The sequence below is a fragment of the Sphingomonas sp. GW821-FHT09E03 genome (genome assembly GCF_059416225.1).
Map to the genome: position 1 here is coordinate 46,835 of NZ_JBWKOS010000011.1, position 19,433 is coordinate 66,267.

The 19,433-nt window shown below is 63.3% G+C and carries 15 protein-coding genes and 1 pseudogene; 6 read left to right on the forward strand and 10 right to left on the reverse strand.

All coding sequences use genetic code 11. The features are described 5' to 3' along the window. Positions 1-18 precede the first annotated feature (18 nt). On the reverse strand, positions 19-618 hold the full coding sequence (locus tag AC07M8_RS17085) for an acyltransferase (protein WP_495175432.1): 600 nt from the start codon (positions 616-618) through the stop codon (positions 19-21). A gap of 754 nt (positions 619-1,372) precedes the next feature. On the opposite strand from AC07M8_RS17085, the gene AC07M8_RS17090 reads away from it, so the two are divergent. Next, positions 1,373-2,488: a glycosyltransferase family 4 protein gene (locus AC07M8_RS17090; RefSeq protein WP_495175433.1), complete on the forward strand. Its 1,116-nt coding sequence runs from the start codon at positions 1,373-1,375 to the stop codon at positions 2,486-2,488. Between the two features lie 4 nt (positions 2,489-2,492). Next, positions 2,493-3,839: an O-antigen ligase family protein gene (locus AC07M8_RS17095; RefSeq protein ID WP_495175434.1), complete on the forward strand. Its 1,347-nt coding sequence runs from the start codon at positions 2,493-2,495 to the stop codon at positions 3,837-3,839. Here AC07M8_RS17095 and AC07M8_RS17100 read toward each other — a convergent pair. The 7 genes from AC07M8_RS17100 to AC07M8_RS17130 all read right to left on the reverse strand — a co-directional run bounded on the left by AC07M8_RS17100 (position 3,782) and on the right by AC07M8_RS17130 (position 10,539). Then, entirely contained in the window at positions 3,782-4,414 is a 633-nt protein-coding gene (locus AC07M8_RS17100) for a hypothetical protein (protein WP_495175435.1), read from the reverse strand. The two genes, AC07M8_RS17095 and AC07M8_RS17100, sit on opposite strands and share 58 nt — an antisense overlap. Positions 4,415-4,430: 16 nt before the next feature. Next, complete coding sequence (locus tag AC07M8_RS17105) at positions 4,431-6,590, reverse strand: GumC family protein (protein ID WP_495175436.1); 2,160 nt, start codon at positions 6,588-6,590, stop codon at positions 4,431-4,433. 25 nt (positions 6,591-6,615) lie between these two features. Next, positions 6,616-7,926, reverse strand: a complete 1,311-nt coding sequence (locus tag AC07M8_RS17110; protein ID WP_495175437.1) for an outer membrane beta-barrel protein — start codon at positions 7,924-7,926, stop codon at positions 6,616-6,618. A 33-nt stretch (positions 7,927-7,959) separates the two neighbouring features. After that, positions 7,960-8,439 carry a hypothetical protein gene (locus tag AC07M8_RS17115; RefSeq protein WP_495175438.1) on the reverse strand — a complete coding sequence of 160 codons (480 nt, stop codon included), beginning with the start codon at positions 8,437-8,439 and terminating at the stop codon, positions 7,960-7,962. A gap of 155 nt (positions 8,440-8,594) precedes the next feature. Beyond that, positions 8,595-9,197: a polysaccharide biosynthesis/export family protein gene (locus AC07M8_RS17120; RefSeq protein ID WP_495175439.1), complete on the reverse strand. Its 603-nt coding sequence runs from the start codon at positions 9,195-9,197 to the stop codon at positions 8,595-8,597. A 108-nt stretch (positions 9,198-9,305) separates the two neighbouring features. After that, positions 9,306-9,911: a transglutaminase-like cysteine peptidase gene (locus AC07M8_RS17125; protein ID WP_495175440.1), complete on the reverse strand. Its 606-nt coding sequence runs from the start codon at positions 9,909-9,911 to the stop codon at positions 9,306-9,308. A 160-nt stretch (positions 9,912-10,071) separates the two neighbouring features. Next, the gene (locus AC07M8_RS17130) at positions 10,072-10,539 is read right to left on the reverse strand and encodes a PilZ domain-containing protein (protein ID WP_495175441.1); all 468 of its coding nucleotides are present in this window, start codon (positions 10,537-10,539) and stop codon (positions 10,072-10,074) included. Between the two features lie 565 nt (positions 10,540-11,104). Here AC07M8_RS17130 and AC07M8_RS17135 point away from each other — a divergent pair. Then, on the forward strand, positions 11,105-11,254 hold the full coding sequence (locus tag AC07M8_RS17135) for a hypothetical protein (RefSeq protein ID WP_495175442.1): 150 nt from the start codon (positions 11,105-11,107) through the stop codon (positions 11,252-11,254). Between the two features lie 381 nt (positions 11,255-11,635). Further along, positions 11,636-12,868: a glycosyltransferase family 4 protein gene (locus AC07M8_RS17140; RefSeq protein WP_495175443.1), complete on the forward strand. Its 1,233-nt coding sequence runs from the start codon at positions 11,636-11,638 to the stop codon at positions 12,866-12,868. 100 nt (positions 12,869-12,968) lie between these two features. Here the strand turns inward: AC07M8_RS17140 and AC07M8_RS17145 are convergent, their stop codons facing one another. Continuing rightward, positions 12,969-14,033, reverse strand: coding sequence for an acyltransferase family protein (locus tag AC07M8_RS17145; protein ID WP_495175489.1), 1,065 nt, complete (start codon positions 14,031-14,033; stop codon positions 12,969-12,971). Positions 14,034-14,052: 19 nt separating this feature from the next. Next, a pseudogene (locus AC07M8_RS17150) lies at positions 14,053-15,173 on the reverse strand (IS3 family transposase). 1,116 nt (positions 15,174-16,289) lie between these two features. Here AC07M8_RS17150 and AC07M8_RS17155 point away from each other — a divergent pair. Continuing rightward, positions 16,290-18,092, forward strand: coding sequence for a hypothetical protein (locus AC07M8_RS17155; RefSeq protein ID WP_495175444.1), 1,803 nt, complete (start codon positions 16,290-16,292; stop codon positions 18,090-18,092). A 158-nt stretch (positions 18,093-18,250) separates the two neighbouring features. After that, positions 18,251-19,375: an acyltransferase family protein gene (locus tag AC07M8_RS17160; RefSeq protein ID WP_495175445.1), complete on the forward strand. Its 1,125-nt coding sequence runs from the start codon at positions 18,251-18,253 to the stop codon at positions 19,373-19,375. The last annotated feature ends 58 nt before the right edge of the window (positions 19,376-19,433 follow it).

The following is a 19,433-nucleotide window of genomic DNA, read 5'->3' on the forward strand; positions in this document are numbered from 1 at the left end:
CGCTGCGATGACTGTAGACTAAAGGTTTTTGGTACGATGCCCGTAGATGGTGCCCGACGGCCCCGCCGCGTTGAGGTACAGCCCGTCCGGGCCGGTGGAATGGAGCAGCGTCGTCGTTGCGCCGACGACGCAGCCGGGCGCGATCGTCACCCCGGGCATCACCGTGACGCGCGCACCGAGCCAGCAGCCGGCGCCAACGAACACCTCGCCCCATAGATCGGGCGAGGCGGGGTTCCGGCGCGTTGAGGATCGCTCGATCGGGTGGGTACGGGTGATCGCCATGAACTCCATGCCAATTTGCGTATCCTGCCCGATCGTGATCCAGGCGGAGCAATCAAGCCGGGCGCCGACGTTGAGCAGCGAATTAGCTTCCATGCGCAACAAGGGGCCGCTCAGCCAGCAGCTATGCTCGATGACGGCAGTGCGGTGGATCGACGCGCCCGCCATGTTGAGCAGGCGCCGGCGCAGCCGCGGGCGGATGAACGGCGACCCTTGGATCCGCAGCACCATCGCGACCAGAAAGCGATGCGATTTGTTCGGGGCTTTGGCGGACAATAGGACGGGGCGCCCGCCGGGTGACTGACTCGGGCTGCCGTGGCTGGAGATGAACGGCTGCATCAGCATCGGCGACCTTGAGGATCGGGCATGGCAAAGGCGAGCAAGATCATGGCAGGGAATACCATCATGGCGTCACCGGCCGGGGCTTTATGCTAAGCCCCATAATCAGCCGCGGTATCCGAGAATCTGTCGTGGCATCGCGATCTGCCCCTAGGCTCTGTGGCAACTATCCGGATCATTGAGCCGTTTCTGTGTCTGCTGGTGCGACAGGGGGAAAACGGGATCATCAATGGTCTGCATGTCCGGCTATAATCCAGATAGGTCGTGTCAAAAGGTAGTGAGGAGCCCCGTATTTTTCCGGTATCCAACTTCCCTACGCTTTTCCTACGCACACTCGCCGATGATCGAAGACCGGGCAGCGGCCTCGTCATTTGCACAACCAAAAACGCACCCTTTCCCAACGGGATCGTCAGCGCCGAATTCGAAATCGGTCGCCTGCTCCACGCAGTCATTGTCATGAACGAATTATTAAAATCAGCATAGCAATATGCGCTGTTAGGTCGTCGAGATGCGATGGTTTGCGCTCGAACCGTGTCGACGCCGGCACCACAGCCGATGGCCGAGGGTAATGCCGCGGCGGTTGTTGGATGGGAAATTGCCGCGCACATGGTAGCAGGAGACGATTGCGGGCGAGCGTTGCTGTCCGCAATGGCTCGGGCTGCTGGGTTCTGGCGACTAGGGGCGCTGATTGTCGGGGATGATAGATGCTTAGGTACAAGCGACGTGGATCGAGCCGCCCTGCAGGCAAGCCGCAGTGAGGAGTGCCCGCCATTACCGTCAGTTGGTGATCAACGGCCGGTTCCTCGGCGCCAAGCCGACCGGCGTGCAGCGGGTCGCGCGGCAGTTGCTGCTCGCACTGCAACATCACCAGCATGAGCTTGACGCGCTGTTCGCCGATGGTGTGACGGTGTGCGCACCGCATAACGTCACCGCAGTCGGGGAGGGCAATACCCTACGTCTGGACGCCGAGGGCAAGCTCACCGGGCAGCCTTGGGAACAGATCGAGTTGCCACGCCGAGCCTCCGGCAAGCTGCTACTCAGCCTTTGCAACCTTGCGCCGATCGCATCGAGGAACGCGATCACCATGATCCATGATGCGCAGGTCTACACCATGCCGTCATCCTATTCGCGTGCCTTCCGGCAATGGTATCGGCTGGTGCTGCCGCGGATCGGTCATCGTCACCTGCAGATCCTGACCGTGTCGGAGTTTTCCGCGCGCCAACTGGTCGAGTTCGGCGTTGCGCCCGCGGACCAGATCACCGTGATCCACAATGGCGTCGACCATGTTCTCGCGTTCACGGCCGATCCATCAATCAACCAGGCGCATGGGCTCGCCCGGCACGGCTATGTGGTCGCGCTGGCGAGTACCCAGCATCACAAGAACATCGGCGTTCTGCTCCGCGCCTTCGAACAGGGACTGATGGGCGATACCCGGCTGGTGCTGATCGGCGGAACCGGGGCAGCGGAGTTCGCCACCGCGGGACTGGCGGTGCCGCCCGGCACCGTGTTCGCCGGCAAGGTCAGCGATGGCCAAATGCGCGCGCTGATGGAGGACGCCTTGTGCTTCGCGATGCCGTCGCTGACCGAAGGCTTCGGCCTGCCTCCATTGGAGGCGATGATGCTCGGCTGCCCCGCGGTGCTCGCGCCCTGCGGCGCGTTGCCCGAGGTGTGCGGGGAAGCGGCGCTTTATGCCGATCCACACGATCCTGCCGCCTGGGCGGAGGCGATGCGTCGCCTGCGCGACGCGGCGGACGTGCGCGAGCGGCTCGTCGACGCCGGGCGTGTGCAGAGCGGGCAGTTTACCTGGGCGGCTGCAGGGCGCCGGCTGGTCGAAACGCTCAAGCGTTTCGCTGCGCCGCACGCCGCCTGACGACATGACATCCGGCGCAGCAGGGTCCGGGTCGCCGGCGATCGTCTATTGGCGGAGCCTGCGCTGGGCACCGGCGCTGATCGCGACGGTCATCACTCTCGAGGTCGCGATCGGCGGGGCCAATGGCTGGGCGACGCGGCCGGCCGCGGCTTTGGCGAACGCCGTCGTGGCGGCGCTGGTCCTGCTCGCGACCGACCGTGGCTCGCGGGTCTGGGTGCGCATGCGCGTGCCGTTTCTGCTATTCGTGGCCGCCTTGCTGTGGGCGCTGCTGCCGCGCCTGTTGCCGATAGCGATCGCCGCGTGGATCGGGGTTCCCGCCGATCCCGCACCGGACCGGCTGTGGCCCGAGCTTGCCGAAGCAATCAGCCGGCTCGCCATGGTAATAGCCGCGGCCGCGGCGAGTTACCGGCTGGGGGCTGCGCGGCCGTTCGTCTTGGCGCTGGCGCTCGCGGGCGCGCTGTATGCTGGCTGGATGATCTGCACCCCATTGCCGTGGCGCTTCCTCACCGCTGCCGGCCAAGGGCGGTTTGCCGCGACGATCGGCAATTGGAACGCTGCCGGCGCTTATTTCGGCATGATCGCGGCGTTGTGCCTCGCCGCCATCCTGGCCCGGGGCCGCGCCCGCCATTGGGGCTGGCATGCGCTGTTCGCGCTGCCGCTGCTCGCGACGCTGCTGCTGTGCATAGCCACCCAGTCGCGCTCGGCCTTCACCCTCACCGCGATGGCGTTGGCGATCGGGCTAGTATGGCATGGCCGCGCTGCCTCGCTGCTGGCAAGCAAGCGGCAGGCACTGACGCTGATCGTGCCGATCACCCTGGCAGCGATGATGGTCGCCTATCTCGGTGCCGGCGTGCTATTTCCCCGCTATCTTGCACTGTCGGCGGATGGGCTGTCACGCTGGGACATCATCACCACCTATATCGGCTACACGCTGGAGTCGCCGCTGTGGGGGTTCGGCCCGGGCAGCTTCTTCGAGGTCAACCAGGCACGGCTGACCACCGCCACCGCATTGCGCTTCTGGAACTTCGGCGCCGCGCACAATGCCGCCCTCCAGATTGCCCTTGAGGCGGGGTGGCCGGCGCTGCTGTTGCTGGCGGCGGGCGTGATCGCCATCGGCCGCGACGTTGCGCGGCGGTCATGGGGCGCAGAGGATATCGGGCTGATCGGCGCGCTCGGCATCGTGGCGGGTGCGTCGATGGTCGACATCGCCTGGAACGTGCCGGCAATCGGCGCTTTCAGCTGTGTGCTGTTGGGCGTGCTCTGGGGTGCTCGGCCAGCGCATGCTTCCACTGCTCAGCTGAGGAGGCGCAGCTCGACGGGCAGGGCAAGGGGCGTGCCAGTTACCAGCTGATCGACCGCAGTGCGTAGCCGCCCGTCGATGCGCGCGAGCCAGACCGCCTCGTTCACAGCGGCGATGCGGGTCTTTTCCGGCAGCGCGCGCCAGTATACCGCGGCAAAGGCGAGCCGCCACATGCCCTCGTCGCGCAGGAAACCGGCCTGGTCGTAGCTGCGCGCGAAGGCTGCCACCGTGGCGGGGCGCGGGCTGCCATGGCGGACCAGATCGGCGCGGACGGCGAGCAGCGAGGCACCCGGCGTCCCGGGCCTGACCCGCCGCACCACGGCAAGCAGGGCGTCGGCATGGGCGAGCGCGCGCGGCTGGAGCGGCCGCGGCAAGGCGGCCGCCTGGTCTATCCACAAGGCGGCGAGCGGGAGCGCCTCGGGCGGGGCGGTGCCCGCCAGCGCGGTCGATGCATCGCCGCCGCGATGCTCCCAGCCGGCGAGCAATTGATCACGACCGACCTGCGACGGATTGGCGAGGACCATGCGGGCCGCCTCGATCCGCCTGCCTCGGACGAGGTCGAGGGTCGATCCAACGGCTGCGATCCCCAGCAGTGCCAGACCGGCATATTTAATCCCGCCGGTCATGCGCGGGGGCTCGCGATCAATCCTGGTAATAAGCGGCGTAATGCGACGAGTAGTAATGCGCGCCCATTGCCTCGGAATTGGGGTCGACCATAGTCAGCACCGCGCCGATCACCGCGGCACCGTCCTGCTCGAGGCCCGACAGCGCAGCATCGATCACCGGGATCGGGGTGGAGCTCCACTTGATCAGCAGCAGTACGCCGTCTGCCTTGGTCGCGAGCGTCCGGGCGTCGGCAATGCCCAGCATCGGCGGGGTGTCGAGCAGGATATAGTCGAACTGGCCCTTGAGCCGGGTCAGCAGATCGTCGACCGCGCCGCCGCCGAACAGATCTGCGGCCGAGAAGGTCGGCTGGCGGACGGGGAGCAGCTTGAGGCCCGGCACCTGATCGTCAACGAGCGCCTCGTCGACCGTCGCCGTGCCGGTCAGCACCTCGACGAGGCCTGCCGCGGGCTCAAGCCGCAGCGTGCGGGCGAGGCCGGCGCGGCGGACGTCCATGTCGACCAGCAGCACCTTGTCGCCGCTTAGCGCCATGACCCGGGCGAGCGACAGCGAAGAGGTGGTCTTGCCTTCGCCCGGCAGCGTCGAGGCGAGCGCGATGACGCGCAGGGCCTCACGCTGGCCGTTGCCGGTAAGGTGGCCGCGGATCGTGCGGAAGGCCTCGGCATAGACGGTCATCGGCTTGGATAGCAACGTGCTCGCCGGGTTGAGCGCCTTGCGCGAGAAATAGCGCTTCTTCTTGCGCAGCCGCGGCACCGCCGTGATGAACGGCACGCCGAGCAGCATCTCGACGTCCTCGGGCTTGCGGATGGTCGACTGCAGCCCTTCGACCAGCAGCACGCCGCCAAGGCCCAGTGCGAGGCCGAGCAGCAGCCCCGCGGCGCCGGCCGCCTTGATGTTGGGGAAAGTCGGCTGGCTGGGGATGGTCGCATTCTCGACGATGTCTGCCTGAGGCTGCGACAAACGCGCCGCCTGGCTGTTCTGCTGCGCGGCCTGGGCAAGACGGGTGTAGGCGGTGCGCTTGGCCTCGGCGTTGCGCTCCAGGCTGCTGGCGGCGACCGAGGCACGGTCGTCGCGGGCGATCGCGCCCTTCAGCACGTTGAGCTGACCGCGCAGGCTGCCGGCGCGGGCACGCGCCGCGGCAGCCTCGCTGCGCAGGCCGCCGATGATGCGCTGGGCTTCCTGGCGGATCTGGCCGTCGAGCGAGTCGATCTGCTGGCTGACCTGAAGTACCAGCGGGTAGCGCGGGCCATATTTGGCGCTGAGCTCGGCGCTGCGCTTTTCGGCTTCGGCGCGCTGGCGGCGAAGGTCGGCGATTACGGTCGAGGAGAGCACCGCAGACACCGCCTCGGTGCCACCGGTAGCAATCTGGCGCTCGGCGACCGAGACGTTGGACTGGGCGGCCGCGGCCTCGGAATCGGCAGTGGCAAGCTGCGAGGAAAGCGGCCCGATCTGCTGATCGGTGATGGTGCCGCCGGTGCCGCCCTGCGAAATGCCGCTCTGGACGCGATATTGGGCGAGCTGGCGATCGGCGGTTTCTACTTCGCCGCCGAGTTCGCGCAGCCGACCCTCGATCGAGGCCGACTGGCGCGCAGCGGTGCCGGCGAGCGCATCGGCGGTGCCGGCGACGTAGGTCTGGGCGACGGCATTGGCGATACGCGCGGCCTTGACCGGATCGACCGAGCGGAAGCCGATCGTAACCACATAGCTCTTCTCATTGCGGTCGATGTTGAGCGTGTTGACCAGGCTGGTGGTCGCGGCCTCGGTCGCCTCCTCGCGCGACGGCGCGACGCCGCCGTCCTTGGCAGGCACGAACTCCGGATCGCGGTAGAGACCGAGATCGGTGACGACCTTGCGAGCGACGTTGCGCGAGCCGATCACCGCCACCTCGGTGTTCACCGCGGTGGTGTCGAGTGGCCGATCGCTACCCTCGGTATCGAGCGCGGATTGTCCGTTGGGCGTAATCCGCACCTTGGTAAAGGCGTCGTACTTGGGCGTCAGCAGCAGGCTGATCGCGATTGCCAGGATGAACAGGGTGACGGCGCTCGCCACCACGACCCACCAGCGGCGTCGGATCGCGTCGCCCAGCGAGCGCAGGGTGACGGGACGGCGTTCCATGTGCCGCGACTGGTCGAAGCGGCTGACCGGCGCGGTATCACCGGCCATTGGCTGTACGTTCATGCGATGGAGACGCCCTTAGGTGAAGTTATCGCTGGACGATGACAGAAATCAGCGCCCGCGTCTCGTTGAACGTGTTGGTGGCAACGCTGCCGGTGCCCGAGCGCTTGTCGTGGCCGACGACGAAGCCGAGGCCGAACTCGCGGTTGAGGAGGTAACGCCCGCCACCGCTCACCCGGAAGATTTTGATGGTACCGGCATTCTCGGTGAAATCGTCGACCTCATAGGCGACTTGGGTGTTGAGCAGCAGGTTGCGCAGCAACTCGTGATCGACGCGGAACGCAGCCGCGGTCGCAAAATAGCCGCTGCTGTTGAAGAAGTAGCTGTCCTGTACGGTGCGGCGCACCGTCACGCCGACGGTGGTTAGCTGCGACGGGAAATATTCGATCTTGGCCTCGGCCGCCACGCCTGAAAGATCCTTGTAGATCGGCGCATCGTAGCGCCGGTCGACATAGCCGACGCCGACCGCGCCGCGGATCAGCGCCGACAGATCGAAGGTCGCCCCGCCCAGCACGTTGATCTCGTTCGAATCGCGGTTGGCGACGCCGGGGAGAAGCTGCTGATCATAGCTGGTATCGGTATAGCCGACCTGGGCGAACAGCGAGGTATCGGGCGATATCGCGAACTCGCCGCGGCCGGTGGTGCGCAGCACCGTTTGATCGCGATTGCCGAGATCGAGCGTGCCGCCCGCAAAATTCTTCACATTATCGAACGACAACGTATCGAAATTGGCGGTGAGCTGGCCACGCACGCGGGCGCCGCTGAAGGTGGTACCGATGCCGCCGCTGGTCTGCTGATACTGGACGGTATCTGCGGCATCCTGCGGCGAGGCGGCCGACGCGCGCGGCTCGGTATTGCGCGCGGTGCGCAGCTGGGTGTCGAGCGTCCAGCTGCGGGTGATGTCGAGCCGGCCGTTGGCGCCAACGCTGTAATTGTTCTCGTTGCGCGGGGTCTCGCTGAAATAGCGCTTGGCACGATAGGTGGCGTCGAGCGTGAGCTGGTTGACCGCCCAATTGCTGCTTGCCGTCACCGACGGCGCGAGCATCACGAAGCCGTCGCTGACCGAGCCACCGCTGATCTGATAGGCGTTGTCGGTGAAGCCTACCCCGGCCTCGACCTTGGGATAGAGGGTGAAGCTCGACAAGGGGATGCCGACTGCCTGATACTCCGGGCGCTCGCGCTGGAGCACGCCGATGTTGCGGCCACGATCGAACTCGAGCGGCAGGTTGGGCGTGATTAGATTCTCGTCAACGGTCTGCGCCGCAGCCTCGCCCGATCCCAATCCGGTCCACAGCCCCGCCAGAAGCGCCCCTGCTGCCCATGTCGCGTTGCGCTTCATGATTATTCTATTCCCCCTTCGAACCGGCGCCGATCAGCTGCCGTAATTGGAGCTGCCGCCCCCAAAGCCCGTGCCGGGCCCGTTACCGAGTAGCAGGCCTGCCGGGCCACCGTCGATCCCGGCAATGCCATTGCCGCCGCACCGTGCCGCTGCCGTGATGACATCGCGCAGGGCGCCATAGGTCGCCCGCGCGAAACCGGGCTGGCGCGACGCCATGTCGAGCGCCGCCAGCGTGGTCGGGCAGTCGAGCTGGGTCTGGTCGAGCGCGTAGGCGATCTGCGCCTGATATTGCGCGCGCTGGCCGGTCTGCGCCGGCACCAGGGCGATTGCGGCGAGGATGGCCTCATAGCCGCGGCGAACCTCAGGATTTTCCAGCCCGTAGGTCATCGCTGCCTTGCCATCCAGGGCAACCGCCGCGCGCGTGCGCGCCTGCGGCGCCGCGTCGGCCGCGATGGAAAACGACCCTGCCCACAGGGCGATCAGGCCCAATCCCCGTAAAAGGTTAACGCTCATATCAGGCACCTCTCTCTGGCCAATGCTATCGCACGGGTCAAAAACGCAAGCAATGCAGGAAGGTACCCGAAAATCAGGTGTCCAAGGACGGTACGATCGGGCTGCTCGTTAAAGTCGAGCGTTAACCTCGATGCCGTAATGGCCCTGTGGCGGGGTTAGAACAGCCGCTCCTGGATGCGGATGGTGTCGCCGGGGCGGACCTGGAGGTCGGGGGTGAGCTTTTCCTTGCTCTCGTCGGTCGCGCCGGCGTGCTTGATCACGACCTTCTTCTTGTTGGCGCGATAGGTGAAGCCCTCGGCGGTCGCGACCGCGTTGAACACGGTAAGGCCACTCGAATAGGGATATTCGCCGGGCTTGTTGACCTCGCCGAGAATATAGAAGGGGCGGAAGGTGAGAATATCGATGCTGACCTGCGGCTCTTTGAGGAAGCCGTCGGACAGGCGCTTGCGGATCGCCTCCGTCACCACCGAGGCGGTCGAGCCCGCCACCGGTACGTCGCCGATCAGCGGCATCGACAGGCTGCCATTGGCGTTGACCAGGAACTCGCCCGACAGCGACGGCTCGTCGAACACGATGATCCGCACCTTGTCGGCGACGCCGAGACGATAATCGCTGTCGACCTTGGCAAGGCCAGCAACCGGCGAGGCGGCGCCGGTTGTCACGGGCGCGCTCTGCCGCGCGGGCGCCTGCTGGGCTGCAGCCCCGGTCGCGACCGGGGCGAGGGCCAGGCAGAGGAGAGGCAGCAGGAAAGTCTTCAAAGCATCGCCTCGGGTTGTTTCGGCCATAATACAGAACCGCTTATCCAGCGGCAATGCTCGATGATGGCCAAGGTTGATCATCGCACCGGCCTAGCCGGCGGTGGATGATCAGACGCTGAACCAGGCGTCGGGGCGATTGGCCGACTGCATCGCGATCCAGGTGTAAGGCGCGTTTGACCACGGCGTGATCGACGAGGAGCGGCTGTCGAGCACGACGTCGCCCTTGTCGGTGCGCGCGATCAGCACCAAGTGGAGCCCGATCCCGGCGCGGCCATAGGCCACCGCTAGGAACAGGCGGTCGGCGGGCACCCCGGCATCGACCAGCAGCTTGCGCTTCTCGAGCGCGATATCCTCGCAATCGCCCGCGGCGCCGCGACCTATGCCGCTTGCCCGCCACAGATCATGCCGGCCGAAGCGGGCCTCGTCCGACATCTGGCGGACATGACGATTGACGCGGCGGTTGACGCGGCGGAGCAAGGTTTCCCAGCGCTTGGGGTTGGCGGCCGCCACGGCGTCACCGACGCCGGCGTCGGCGCAAGCATCGGGCTGGGCGCTGCACATCGCGACAAAGCCGTTGGGCGCCGCGATCGGCTGCTGCGGCGTCAGGAAGGGATCGATCGCCGCTGCCGCAGCGGGCAGGGGCGCGGCCAGCGCCGCCACGGCGATCAGCCAGGTACCGTTCAATCGCCCGTTCAGCCGCCCAATCATCCGCATCGTCACGCTCCGTCATGCTGCGGGTGCGAGCTTTGCCGACAGGGTCTTGAGAAATGCTAAACGGCGTACAAAATCATCTTGTCGCACGCAAAAGCAACGAGAAACGCCGACCCACACGTGGCGTGGATCGGCGTTGTGCATCGCATCGAGGGAGCGATGCTTAACTCGCCCAATAGATGCCGGCGATGACAGCCCAGAGCGTTGCCGGAACGATGATCGCCAGCGCCAGCTTGGTCTGCGGCGAATAAGGCTCGACATGCGGCTCGGGCGCATCCGCCAGCCACGCCTGGGTCGGCAGCGTCGGGAAGGCGATCGGCGCGACCGGGGCGGCGTTGAGCGCGGCGGACAGTTCGGCGGGGGTCAGCGGTTTAACGAATTCGCAACCATAACTGTCGTTATTAAGCCGCGTCAGCCGGGCCGGTTGAACGCCGATGCCGGCGAAGCCGATTGAGACCGCCGAGCCGATCGGCATGTCCGGTCCGCCGACCATGCGGAAGCCGGTGGAAGAGAGATCCTCGAGCACCACGTCATAGGGCCGCGCGGCCGCATTGCGGACGGTGGCGTCGAGTTCGACCGGAAAGCGCTCTGCGGTGCGGTTATCGTCGATCAGTTTTGCGGTTATTGCCATGTCGCTACCTGAAGCTGTTTGCGCTGTTTTGACGAGATGGCGTGAAGATCGCGTAAATGGCGGAAGATAAGACAGTTAACGAAAATCTCGATGCGATGGACCGGGCAAAAGCCGTGGCATTGCCTCTTGCCACGCCGGGATGCGGGTGCGAGTTGTGATGGCATGACCGGGTTGAACAAGCATCGGTGCGCGTCGTCTCTCCTCGGCCGCTCCTGATTCATCAGTGGCTACAAGGAGGGGCTCATGGCACCAAGTGATCGCTTGATGATCGCCGGCATTCTGCTCGGCCTGTGCCTGGCCGTCCTGCTGGTCAGCGGGGGGGTGAGGCTGCGTCGCCGCCGGCGTCGCCGTCGGCGGTCAGGCATGAGCAACTATTTCCAAGAATAATGGCATGCTAACCTGCTCTGCCATTGCGGAGCCCGCAGCACTCAAATTTTCGCTAGCCCAAAAAAAATTACATCAAAACTCAATTATTTGAGCCTAGCAGGCTGATGTAGGTTGCAACTTTACCGGGAATTAACCATTGTAAACCTCAGGAGCCAGATTGGCCCAATGGAGAGGAAACATGGCATCACGCCCTGCCAATTTCACGCCGGCGTCGCGCCGGAATGCTGCAACCCCGACTGAATGGCATCCGTTCGGTGCACATGGCGTATTGTTGGCGCTGCCGTTCAGCCTGGCAATCTGGGCGGTGATCGGCAAGGTCCTGTTCTAAGCAACCTCGATCAGCCGCTTTGCGGTGACCATATTCCAGGGGGCTTCGGCCCCCTTTTCTTTGCCCCGTCGTCATAACGTGGACCGAGTTGCCGCACAGCGCTTGGGGTGGAAACTGCACGTGTTTTGCCCGCTTGGCAGCGGGCCTGACGAGCCGGGCGTCGCGAGTAGAGCCTTCGAGCTCTGGCATCTGTGCTAGCGTAAATGTACGCGGTAGCAGGCCAAGAGCTCTGAGATGGAGCAGGGCAGTGGTTTGTCGGACAATTAGCCCGCCATATCGCACGTGCAGCTATGCTGCGGGTGCGAAATCGTTACACTATGTTGCCGCGTCTCTTAGTGTCGCTGCCAGTCTGCGCATGTCGGCCTCGGAGGATTGTAAGCCATGAAGATCGCGTTTGTGCCGTCTGCCTATTTTCCTGCTCGTGGCGGGACGGAGCATCAGACGAAGATGATGGCAGAGGAATTCGCCCGTCGCGGCTATGAGGTGGCGGTAGTAACAGCCAATCTGCTCAGTTCCGAAGGCTATTACACGCTGAGGAGCGAGACAGTTGGTGGTGCACCGCACGACAGCATTAACGGTGTGTCGCTGTCGCGGCTGGTCTATTACAGTCATAACGAGATTAATCGTCTGGCGCTCGTATCCGGCAGATTGCCGCAGGCCTTAGCGTCAGTTTTTCGAAAAGCCGCTAAGCTGTTCTTCCGGCGACGGCTCGGCCGAGCCATTCTCGCGGAGTTGCGCGCTGCTGCGCCGGATGTGATCATCACGCTTCCGCACCTGCAGCCGAACGTTAAGGCAGCGATTGCGGCAGCCAACCAGTTGAACATTTGGTGCGGCGTCTATCCGCTTGTCCACTCCCACGATCCTGATTGGCCGTTCGAGGCGATCAAGAATGCCATGCATCAGGCAGATGCTGTGTTCGCCGTGACTCATGTCGAGGCCGTGGAACTCGCTACCGCCTATGGCCTGCGAGATGATGCAATCCATTATACCAGCCTAGGCGTGGACGTTGTTGAGCAGGACGAGTATCCCAGTGATTTGGCTCCATCACCGTCAAAGACCGTGCTGTTTCTGGGCAGGAAGACCAAATCCAAAGGCCTACCTCTGTTAGCCGAGGCAACATCCCAACTTGCCAAGGAGGGCCGCGATTTCACAATGGCGCTGATCGGATCAAAAGCCGACGATGCAGACGATATGGCGGCGCTGTTTCGCGAGGGGCTTGCCCCCGACATGCTGGTAGATCGTACCAACGTATCGGCCGAGGAAAAGGAGCAGTGGCTGAATAGCTGCCTACTGCTCGTTCTCCCTTCGGCGGTAGAATCTTTCGGAATGGTTATTCTTGAGGCATGGGCGGCTAAGCGGGCAGTGATCGCCCTCGATCTGCCGGTCTTCCGAGATATCGTTGAGGATGGCGTTGATGGCTTGCTAGTGCCCGCAGATGATCCGCAGGCTTTGGCCAAGGCCATTGCCACGCTGTTGGACGACCCCGCGCAGGCAACTGAGATGGGGCGGGCCGGTTACGCCAAGGTGCGTGCCGCATATTCTTGGTCCGCCGTTTGTGATCGCGTGGAAGTGGCATTCCCTGCTCACCTGCCACGACCAACACAAACCGGTTAGGTCCGTCTAAGCCAGCGGGCTGGCGTCGTGGCATCCAGAAAGAGCGCGGCATGATGTAAATTTGACAGCATTGGGCAGTCCTCCCGCGTTGTTCGTACGGTCAGCTGGGACTCGCCAGAGTGAGCCGACGTTGCTCCACTGCTTTTGACAGCCGCTTGCTCGCTGCATGCGAGGGCCGTTCCACCCACTTCTCCATTGCGGCTCCCGCAGCTAGTGCAGCGCCAAGTGAGATAACTAATGCGACGGGCAAACCGACCCGATCGGCCACCAGAACAATGCCGGCGCAGATGATCGGCCAATGGATCAGGTACAGGCTGAAAGAAATGTTGCCGAGCCACGGAAGCGGACCCCAGCCAAGTACCCGCTTGGCCTTGAAAGAGGCTACACACAGGCAAATTAGGTAAGCCGCAAAAAGGCCGTAATAGACGTCGTTCACGACGGTGTTGATGTGGTTGCCGTGTGCCAAGACGGCAACACCTGCAACGAAAGCCACAATTGCTGCGGCGTGGCCGACCGCCGGCACCCTTTTAAGTATGCCGGTCAGAAAGTCGAGCTTAGTGGCGCATACAATCCCGAACACGAAGAATCCGAGATAACGTAAGGTCAGCAGCAACGATCCGTACGCCGACTGAGCATAAATTGCCGACGGGTCGCCCGTACGAGCCTTGGAAAAGACCGCGACGGCAGTTATTACTGCACCAATCGCAATCCCAATCCAGCCCGTTTTGCGGGCGAAAATGAACAACAGCGGGAAAATGATTGACGCCCGCATTTCGATGATCAGGCTCCAGATCGGCGTGTCCAGCTGAAAGGCGGATGACGGCCAACCCACCATCAGCGCGTGTCGGATGACGTCCTCCGCGGTTATAGGGCTGCCCCAAGAATTCCTGACTATTGCATACGCAGACTGGCTCGCATCCTGTCCAACGGTTCGCCAGAGCACCGCGGCGACGAGCACTGCAAAGCAGAATGGGACGTAGAGCCTGCACACTCGCCGAACGACATAGGCATCGTAAGTCATTGTTTTGCCGGCGATTCGTGGCAGCGAAAGCACGAAGCCGCTTAACACGAAGAAAAGAACAACTGCGAATGGCCCGGTAAGGTAGGGAGACAGCGGGCTTCGGTAGACAAGCGTCGTTACGTCGGCGTTGTAGGCGGTATACAGATTGACCTGCTCCCCATTTTCAGGCCGCTGATAACTTAGCTTCGGTGTTCATATGCCCCTGGCGGGGGCGGTCCGTAAATTCAGCGGGTGCCAACCCGCCGAGACTGCTGTGCGGACGCACGGTGTTGTAGTCCGTCCGCCATGCCTCGATGATCCGCCTCGCCGCAGCCAGCGATGGGAACAGGTGCTCGTTCAAGCACTCGTCGCGCAAGCGACCATTGAACGATTCCACAAAGCCGTTCTGCTGCGGCTTGCCGGGCGCGATGTAATGCCACTCGACCCCGGTGTCCTGGCACCAGGCAAGGACGGCGTGACTAGTCAGCTCGGTCCCATTATCGCTGACCACCATGCACGGCAGCCCGCGACGTTCGGCGATGGCGCTCAGCTCGCGGACGACGCGCCGACCTGACAACGAGGTATCGACGATGCACGCCAACTATTCTCGGCTGTAGTCGTCGATGACGTTGAGCATGCGGAATCGCCGGCCGCAGGCCAATGCATCCGACACGAAGTCGAGCGACCAGCGCTGGTTCGGTTCCTGCGGGATCGCCATCGGCGCCCGTGTGCCCAACGCGCGCTTGCGACCGCCACGCTTGCGCACCGTCAGTCGCTCCTCACGATACAGCCGATAGACCTTCTTCAGGTTCATCCCTTTCCCCTCACGCTTGAGCAGGATCGCCAGCCGTCGATAGCCGAACCGGCGTCGCTCGTTCGCGATCGCGCGCATCCGCTCGCGGACAGCATCGTCCTTCCCGCGAAGCGGTTCATATTGCCACGCCGACCGATTGACCCCGATCAGCCTACAGGCGCGACGCTCGGAGAAGCCGTGATCGGCCATCAGCTTCTCCACCGCAGCGTAGCGCTCCGCAGACCGAGTCAGTTTTTTCCCAGCAAATCCTTCAGCGCCGACACGTCGAGCATCGACTCCGCCAGCAGCTTCTTCAACCGCCGGTTCTCGTCTTCGAGCGTCCGCAAACGCGCCGCCTCCGACACCGTCATCCCGCCGTACTTAGACTTCCAGTTGTAGAACGTCGCATCGCTGATCCCGTGCTTGCGGCACAGGTCAGCGGTCTTCACGCCAGCCTCATGCTCGCGCAGCACGCCAATGATCTGATCCTCGGTAAATCGGCCTCGCCGCATAACTCGTCTCCATCTGACGAGCTAACTTACCAATGGCATGAATTCTGGGGAGCAGGTCAAGATGACCCAAAACAACCATCAAGGCGGCTATGCCTCGCAAAGCATCGAGCTGCTCGTAACGAGCCACAGCTGTTGGCGTCGGCCTATCCACAAGCATTTACAATGACCCCAATCTCTTTTTGAGAGATAACGACGTACTTTCCAGCGTCTATCCTGATTATCTTGAATCAATCTAGAAATCAGTACATAATGACGTTGAGTATGGAGCCTTAGCGGCTCATCCTTGCGTCAATGACGATCCATGCAGACGCGGATCTTTGATCGTCTCCCGTATCAGCCTGCTTGACCGCGCTGACGAAGGGCGCTTGCCAAGCGCCAGAATAGCAGAGGGCGAGCAGCGCTGCTCGCGCTTCTACTCGCGGCGTCACCAGACCCCCTTTTTCAAGCAATCTTCGCAGATGAAGCGACGGTCAGGCCCACACGCTTTGCAAGCGTGGAGTCCCGTCCGGCCCCACAGACTCCGAAGCAAACTCAGTACGCGTAAGATATGATTTCCCCTCGAAGCGCTGGGGGGATCGCAGCCACGCAGCGACCTCCCACTGCGCCGGTGGCGGCTACTGGTGACAGCTTCATGTATTTTTAATTGTAATATCGTGACCTGAACGTTCGCCCTGTCCCGCCCAGGCACAGATTTTACCGGCTCATTACCGTTCTAATCAGTCCGGCCGTGACGACGCGGGCGCTTGCCGCGCTGCGAAATTGTTAGTCCTTGGCAAGCTTGCTGGACTATTGAGATAAGCGGAAGCAGCACTTGCAATTAAGGCCTCCACAATGATGAGAGCCTCGATTCCCTGGAGCGCGCCGTCGCGATGAGGTGGGCGCGGAGTGCCGATGATGATTAGCTCACTAGGATAGATGCCGCATGTCTCGGTTCGATGCGGAGGCCGGTGCTAGCCAGTGTGGGCTTGGCTTAAACATTTGGGCCGGACCGAGATTCTAGGTAAGCGTGGCGATAATCCGGTCCAAATCAAACCTTCGTTAATCAACTTGGGCTAACCTTTTGATATTGGCTCAAGAGGTAAGCGGGTTATGCGTAGGTTTCAGAACGCATGGATGATGTTGTTTTTCCTTCTGCTCGGCGCCTGTGGCGGTGGCGGCGGGACGGAGGATGTCAGCACGGTGACCACGCCAGTTGCAGTGGCGACTCCCACCCCGACTCCGACTTCCACGCCCACTCCGACCCCCGTCGCGGTAACCCCGAACAAGATGGTGCTCGGCGCCGCAACGGCGTTCGCCCAGCAGGGCTGGGACTTTTCGATCCTCGATACTGCACGTTCGATGGGCGCGACCACCCTGCGTGACGGGGTGCAGTGGAGCGACATTGAGACCACTGCGGGCAGCTACCAGTTCAGTTCGGCAAAGGTGAACTATCTCGACACGCTGATTGCCAAGGGCTTCTCGGTGACCTTGCTGGTTTCGGACAGCAACCCGCTCTACGATGGCGGCAACACCGTCTATACCGATGCCGGCCGCGCCGCTTACGCCAAATATGTGGTGGCGACGCTCGATCGTTTCCCCGGCGTCAAGTCGGTCGAGATCAGCAACGAGTACAACGCCTTCAACTTCGTCACCGGGCCGGTACTTAACGGCGGCTATGGCCCGCGCCAGCAATATTATTATGACATGCTGCGCACCGTCTATGCGGCGGTGAAGGCGAGCCATCCCAACGTCAAGGTGCTGGGCGGCGCCGCGATCGACATCCCGGTTGGCTATTTCAAACCGTTGTTCGCGCTCGGCGCGCTCAACTACATGGATGGCATCACCATCCATCCTTACGACACCGATCCCGAGCAGCTCGAGAAGCAGCTTGGCATCCTGCGCACCGCGATGGGAACGACGCCGCGGCCGATCTACGTCACCGAATTTGCCAAGGAGGTCGACAGCATTCCTGATACCGCCAGCTATCTGGTCAAGGCGACCACGGTGATGGCGACCTCGGGCGTTGCCGAGGCAGACTGGTATGCGTTGCGCCAGCAGGGCTCGGCGAGCAACATCTGGTACAAGAACGTCGCGCTGGCGTCGTTCAGCGGCCAGCTCCTCGCTCCCGGCCAGGCGTTTCAGATGATGAGCCAGCAGGTGCTGGCCAAGGGTGCCGGCACCCGCGTCGCGGTCGACGATTTCACCTATGCCTATGAGTTCGGGCAGAATGCGATGGTGATCTGGGGCGAGCCGCGCAGCCTGACGGTGACCGCATCGGCCAAATTCTACAATGCGCAGGGCGCGCAGATCGCCCAACCGACCGCGATCAGCGAGGACTCGCCGATCATCATCGTCAGCGATACGCCACTGGTCTATGGCGGCAACGTCACGCTCGGCGCGACCCAGTTGGTCGCCGACAGCTATGATCAGTTCGACTTCACTTATGACGTATCCGGCCCTGCAACCTACGAGGGACCCTGGGCCTATTACGCCTATGGCACCCGCCGGCAGACCTTCGATGTGATGTACACCCAGGGAGGCGGCGAGATCAGCAGCTCGGACTGGATGCCCTATATCGGTAGCAATTCGCTCCGCCCGTTCACGATGAGCGCGAACAAGCTCAATCCGGTGGACTTCGGCTCGGCGAGCTCGCCCGATATCTACAAGCCGGTGCTGCGCTACACCTCGCCCGTCAGCGGTAGCTTCAACATCAACGGCATCTGGGATGTCGGCAGCGGCTCGGCCGATGGCGTCGACCTGACGGTGCAGGTCAATACCCAGACGGTGCTGTCGACCACCTTCACCGGCCATTATGACATGGCGGTCAAGAACGTCACGATCAACAAGGGCGACGTGGTCAATGTCATCCTCGGCACCAACAAGAACGTCACTGGTGGGGACAGCACCGCTTACCGGGTGAAGATCTATCGGACGGGTTGATCCGATCCGACCCGCTTGAGAGCGGTGCTGCGTCCGCCTGTTGACTCCGGGATGTGATGTCAGCAGCCTCGGCGCGGGGTAGGCCTAACCAGTAGCCGCCCGCACCGGTTTTTAAGCAATGATCGGCAACAAGATCATGCAGACGTTGGGAGAGGCTCGTGGAGCAGCGGGATCATTACGCGGCGCTTGATGGATTACGTGGACTTGCCGCGGTTTCGGTGCTGCTGTTCCATTTGGGTCATTGGTACGAGGAAAGCTGGCTGGCGGCGAATGCCGGGCTTGCCGTCGATTTCTTCTTTTGCTTGAGCGGCTATGTGCTGTCGCTCGCCTATCGTGCCAAGTTCGACACGGGGCTCGATACGCGCACCTTCTTGCGAATCCGCGCCGTGCGGCTGCTGCCGGTGATCGTCGTCGGCACGCTGATCAGCGCCGCCTATCTGTTCGCCCGCAGCCTGGGCCTTGGTGATGAGGCGATATCGCCGGCCGAGGTCACGCTGGCGGCGGTGCTCGGCATGGCGTGCTTGCCGATGTTTACCGCCAGTCGCGCGATCGGCGGACCCCAGGTGTTTCCGCTAAACGGCCCTCAATATACGCTGTTCCTGGAACTGGTGGTCAACATCATTTGGGCGCTGACGCGGCGGATTGAGGGCTGGTGGACCGCGCTGGCGATTACCATCATCGGCTATACGCTGACGGCGATCTACGGCTTGGCCGGTGACGATGTCGCGACCTTCTGGACCGGTTTTCCGCGGGTGTTCGGTGCTTTCTATGCCGGCGTTGCCGTCTTCCACGCCCAGCAGCGTTATGCGCTGCTCACCAATCCACGCTGGGGCCGCCTGTTCGTGCCACTGCTCGGGCTCAGCGTCATCCTGTTCTACTGGCCGGCGCGATTGTGGTTCCCGATTGCATGGAGCTGGTCGCTGCTGGCCTCGCCGCTGCTGGTGATCAGCGGGGCGCGGGTGGTGCTGACGGGCGCAACCCGCCGGGCTGCCCTGGTTCTCGGCGAGCTGTCCTACCCGGTCTATGCACTGCATTACCCGATTTTCGTGTGGGTCAATGCGGCCTATCAGCAATTACTTGGGCGCCGCGATGTCGCGGCCTGCAGCGTGCTGGTGGTCGTGGCGGTGGTGATCGGGAGCACCATGGTGCTCAAGCTGATCGACGAGCCGGCGCGGGCGTGGATCAGCCGCCAGCTGCGCGCTCAGCGCGAGCGCCAGGCGGCACGGTTTAAGGGCAACGGCTTAGGCGCGGGCAAGGGGCGAGGGCCCCTCAGCCGCGGCTGAGTGAGCCAGCACGGGTCGGCGTGCGTGTCGGTCGTCCATGCCCCGGGAACCCAGCGGC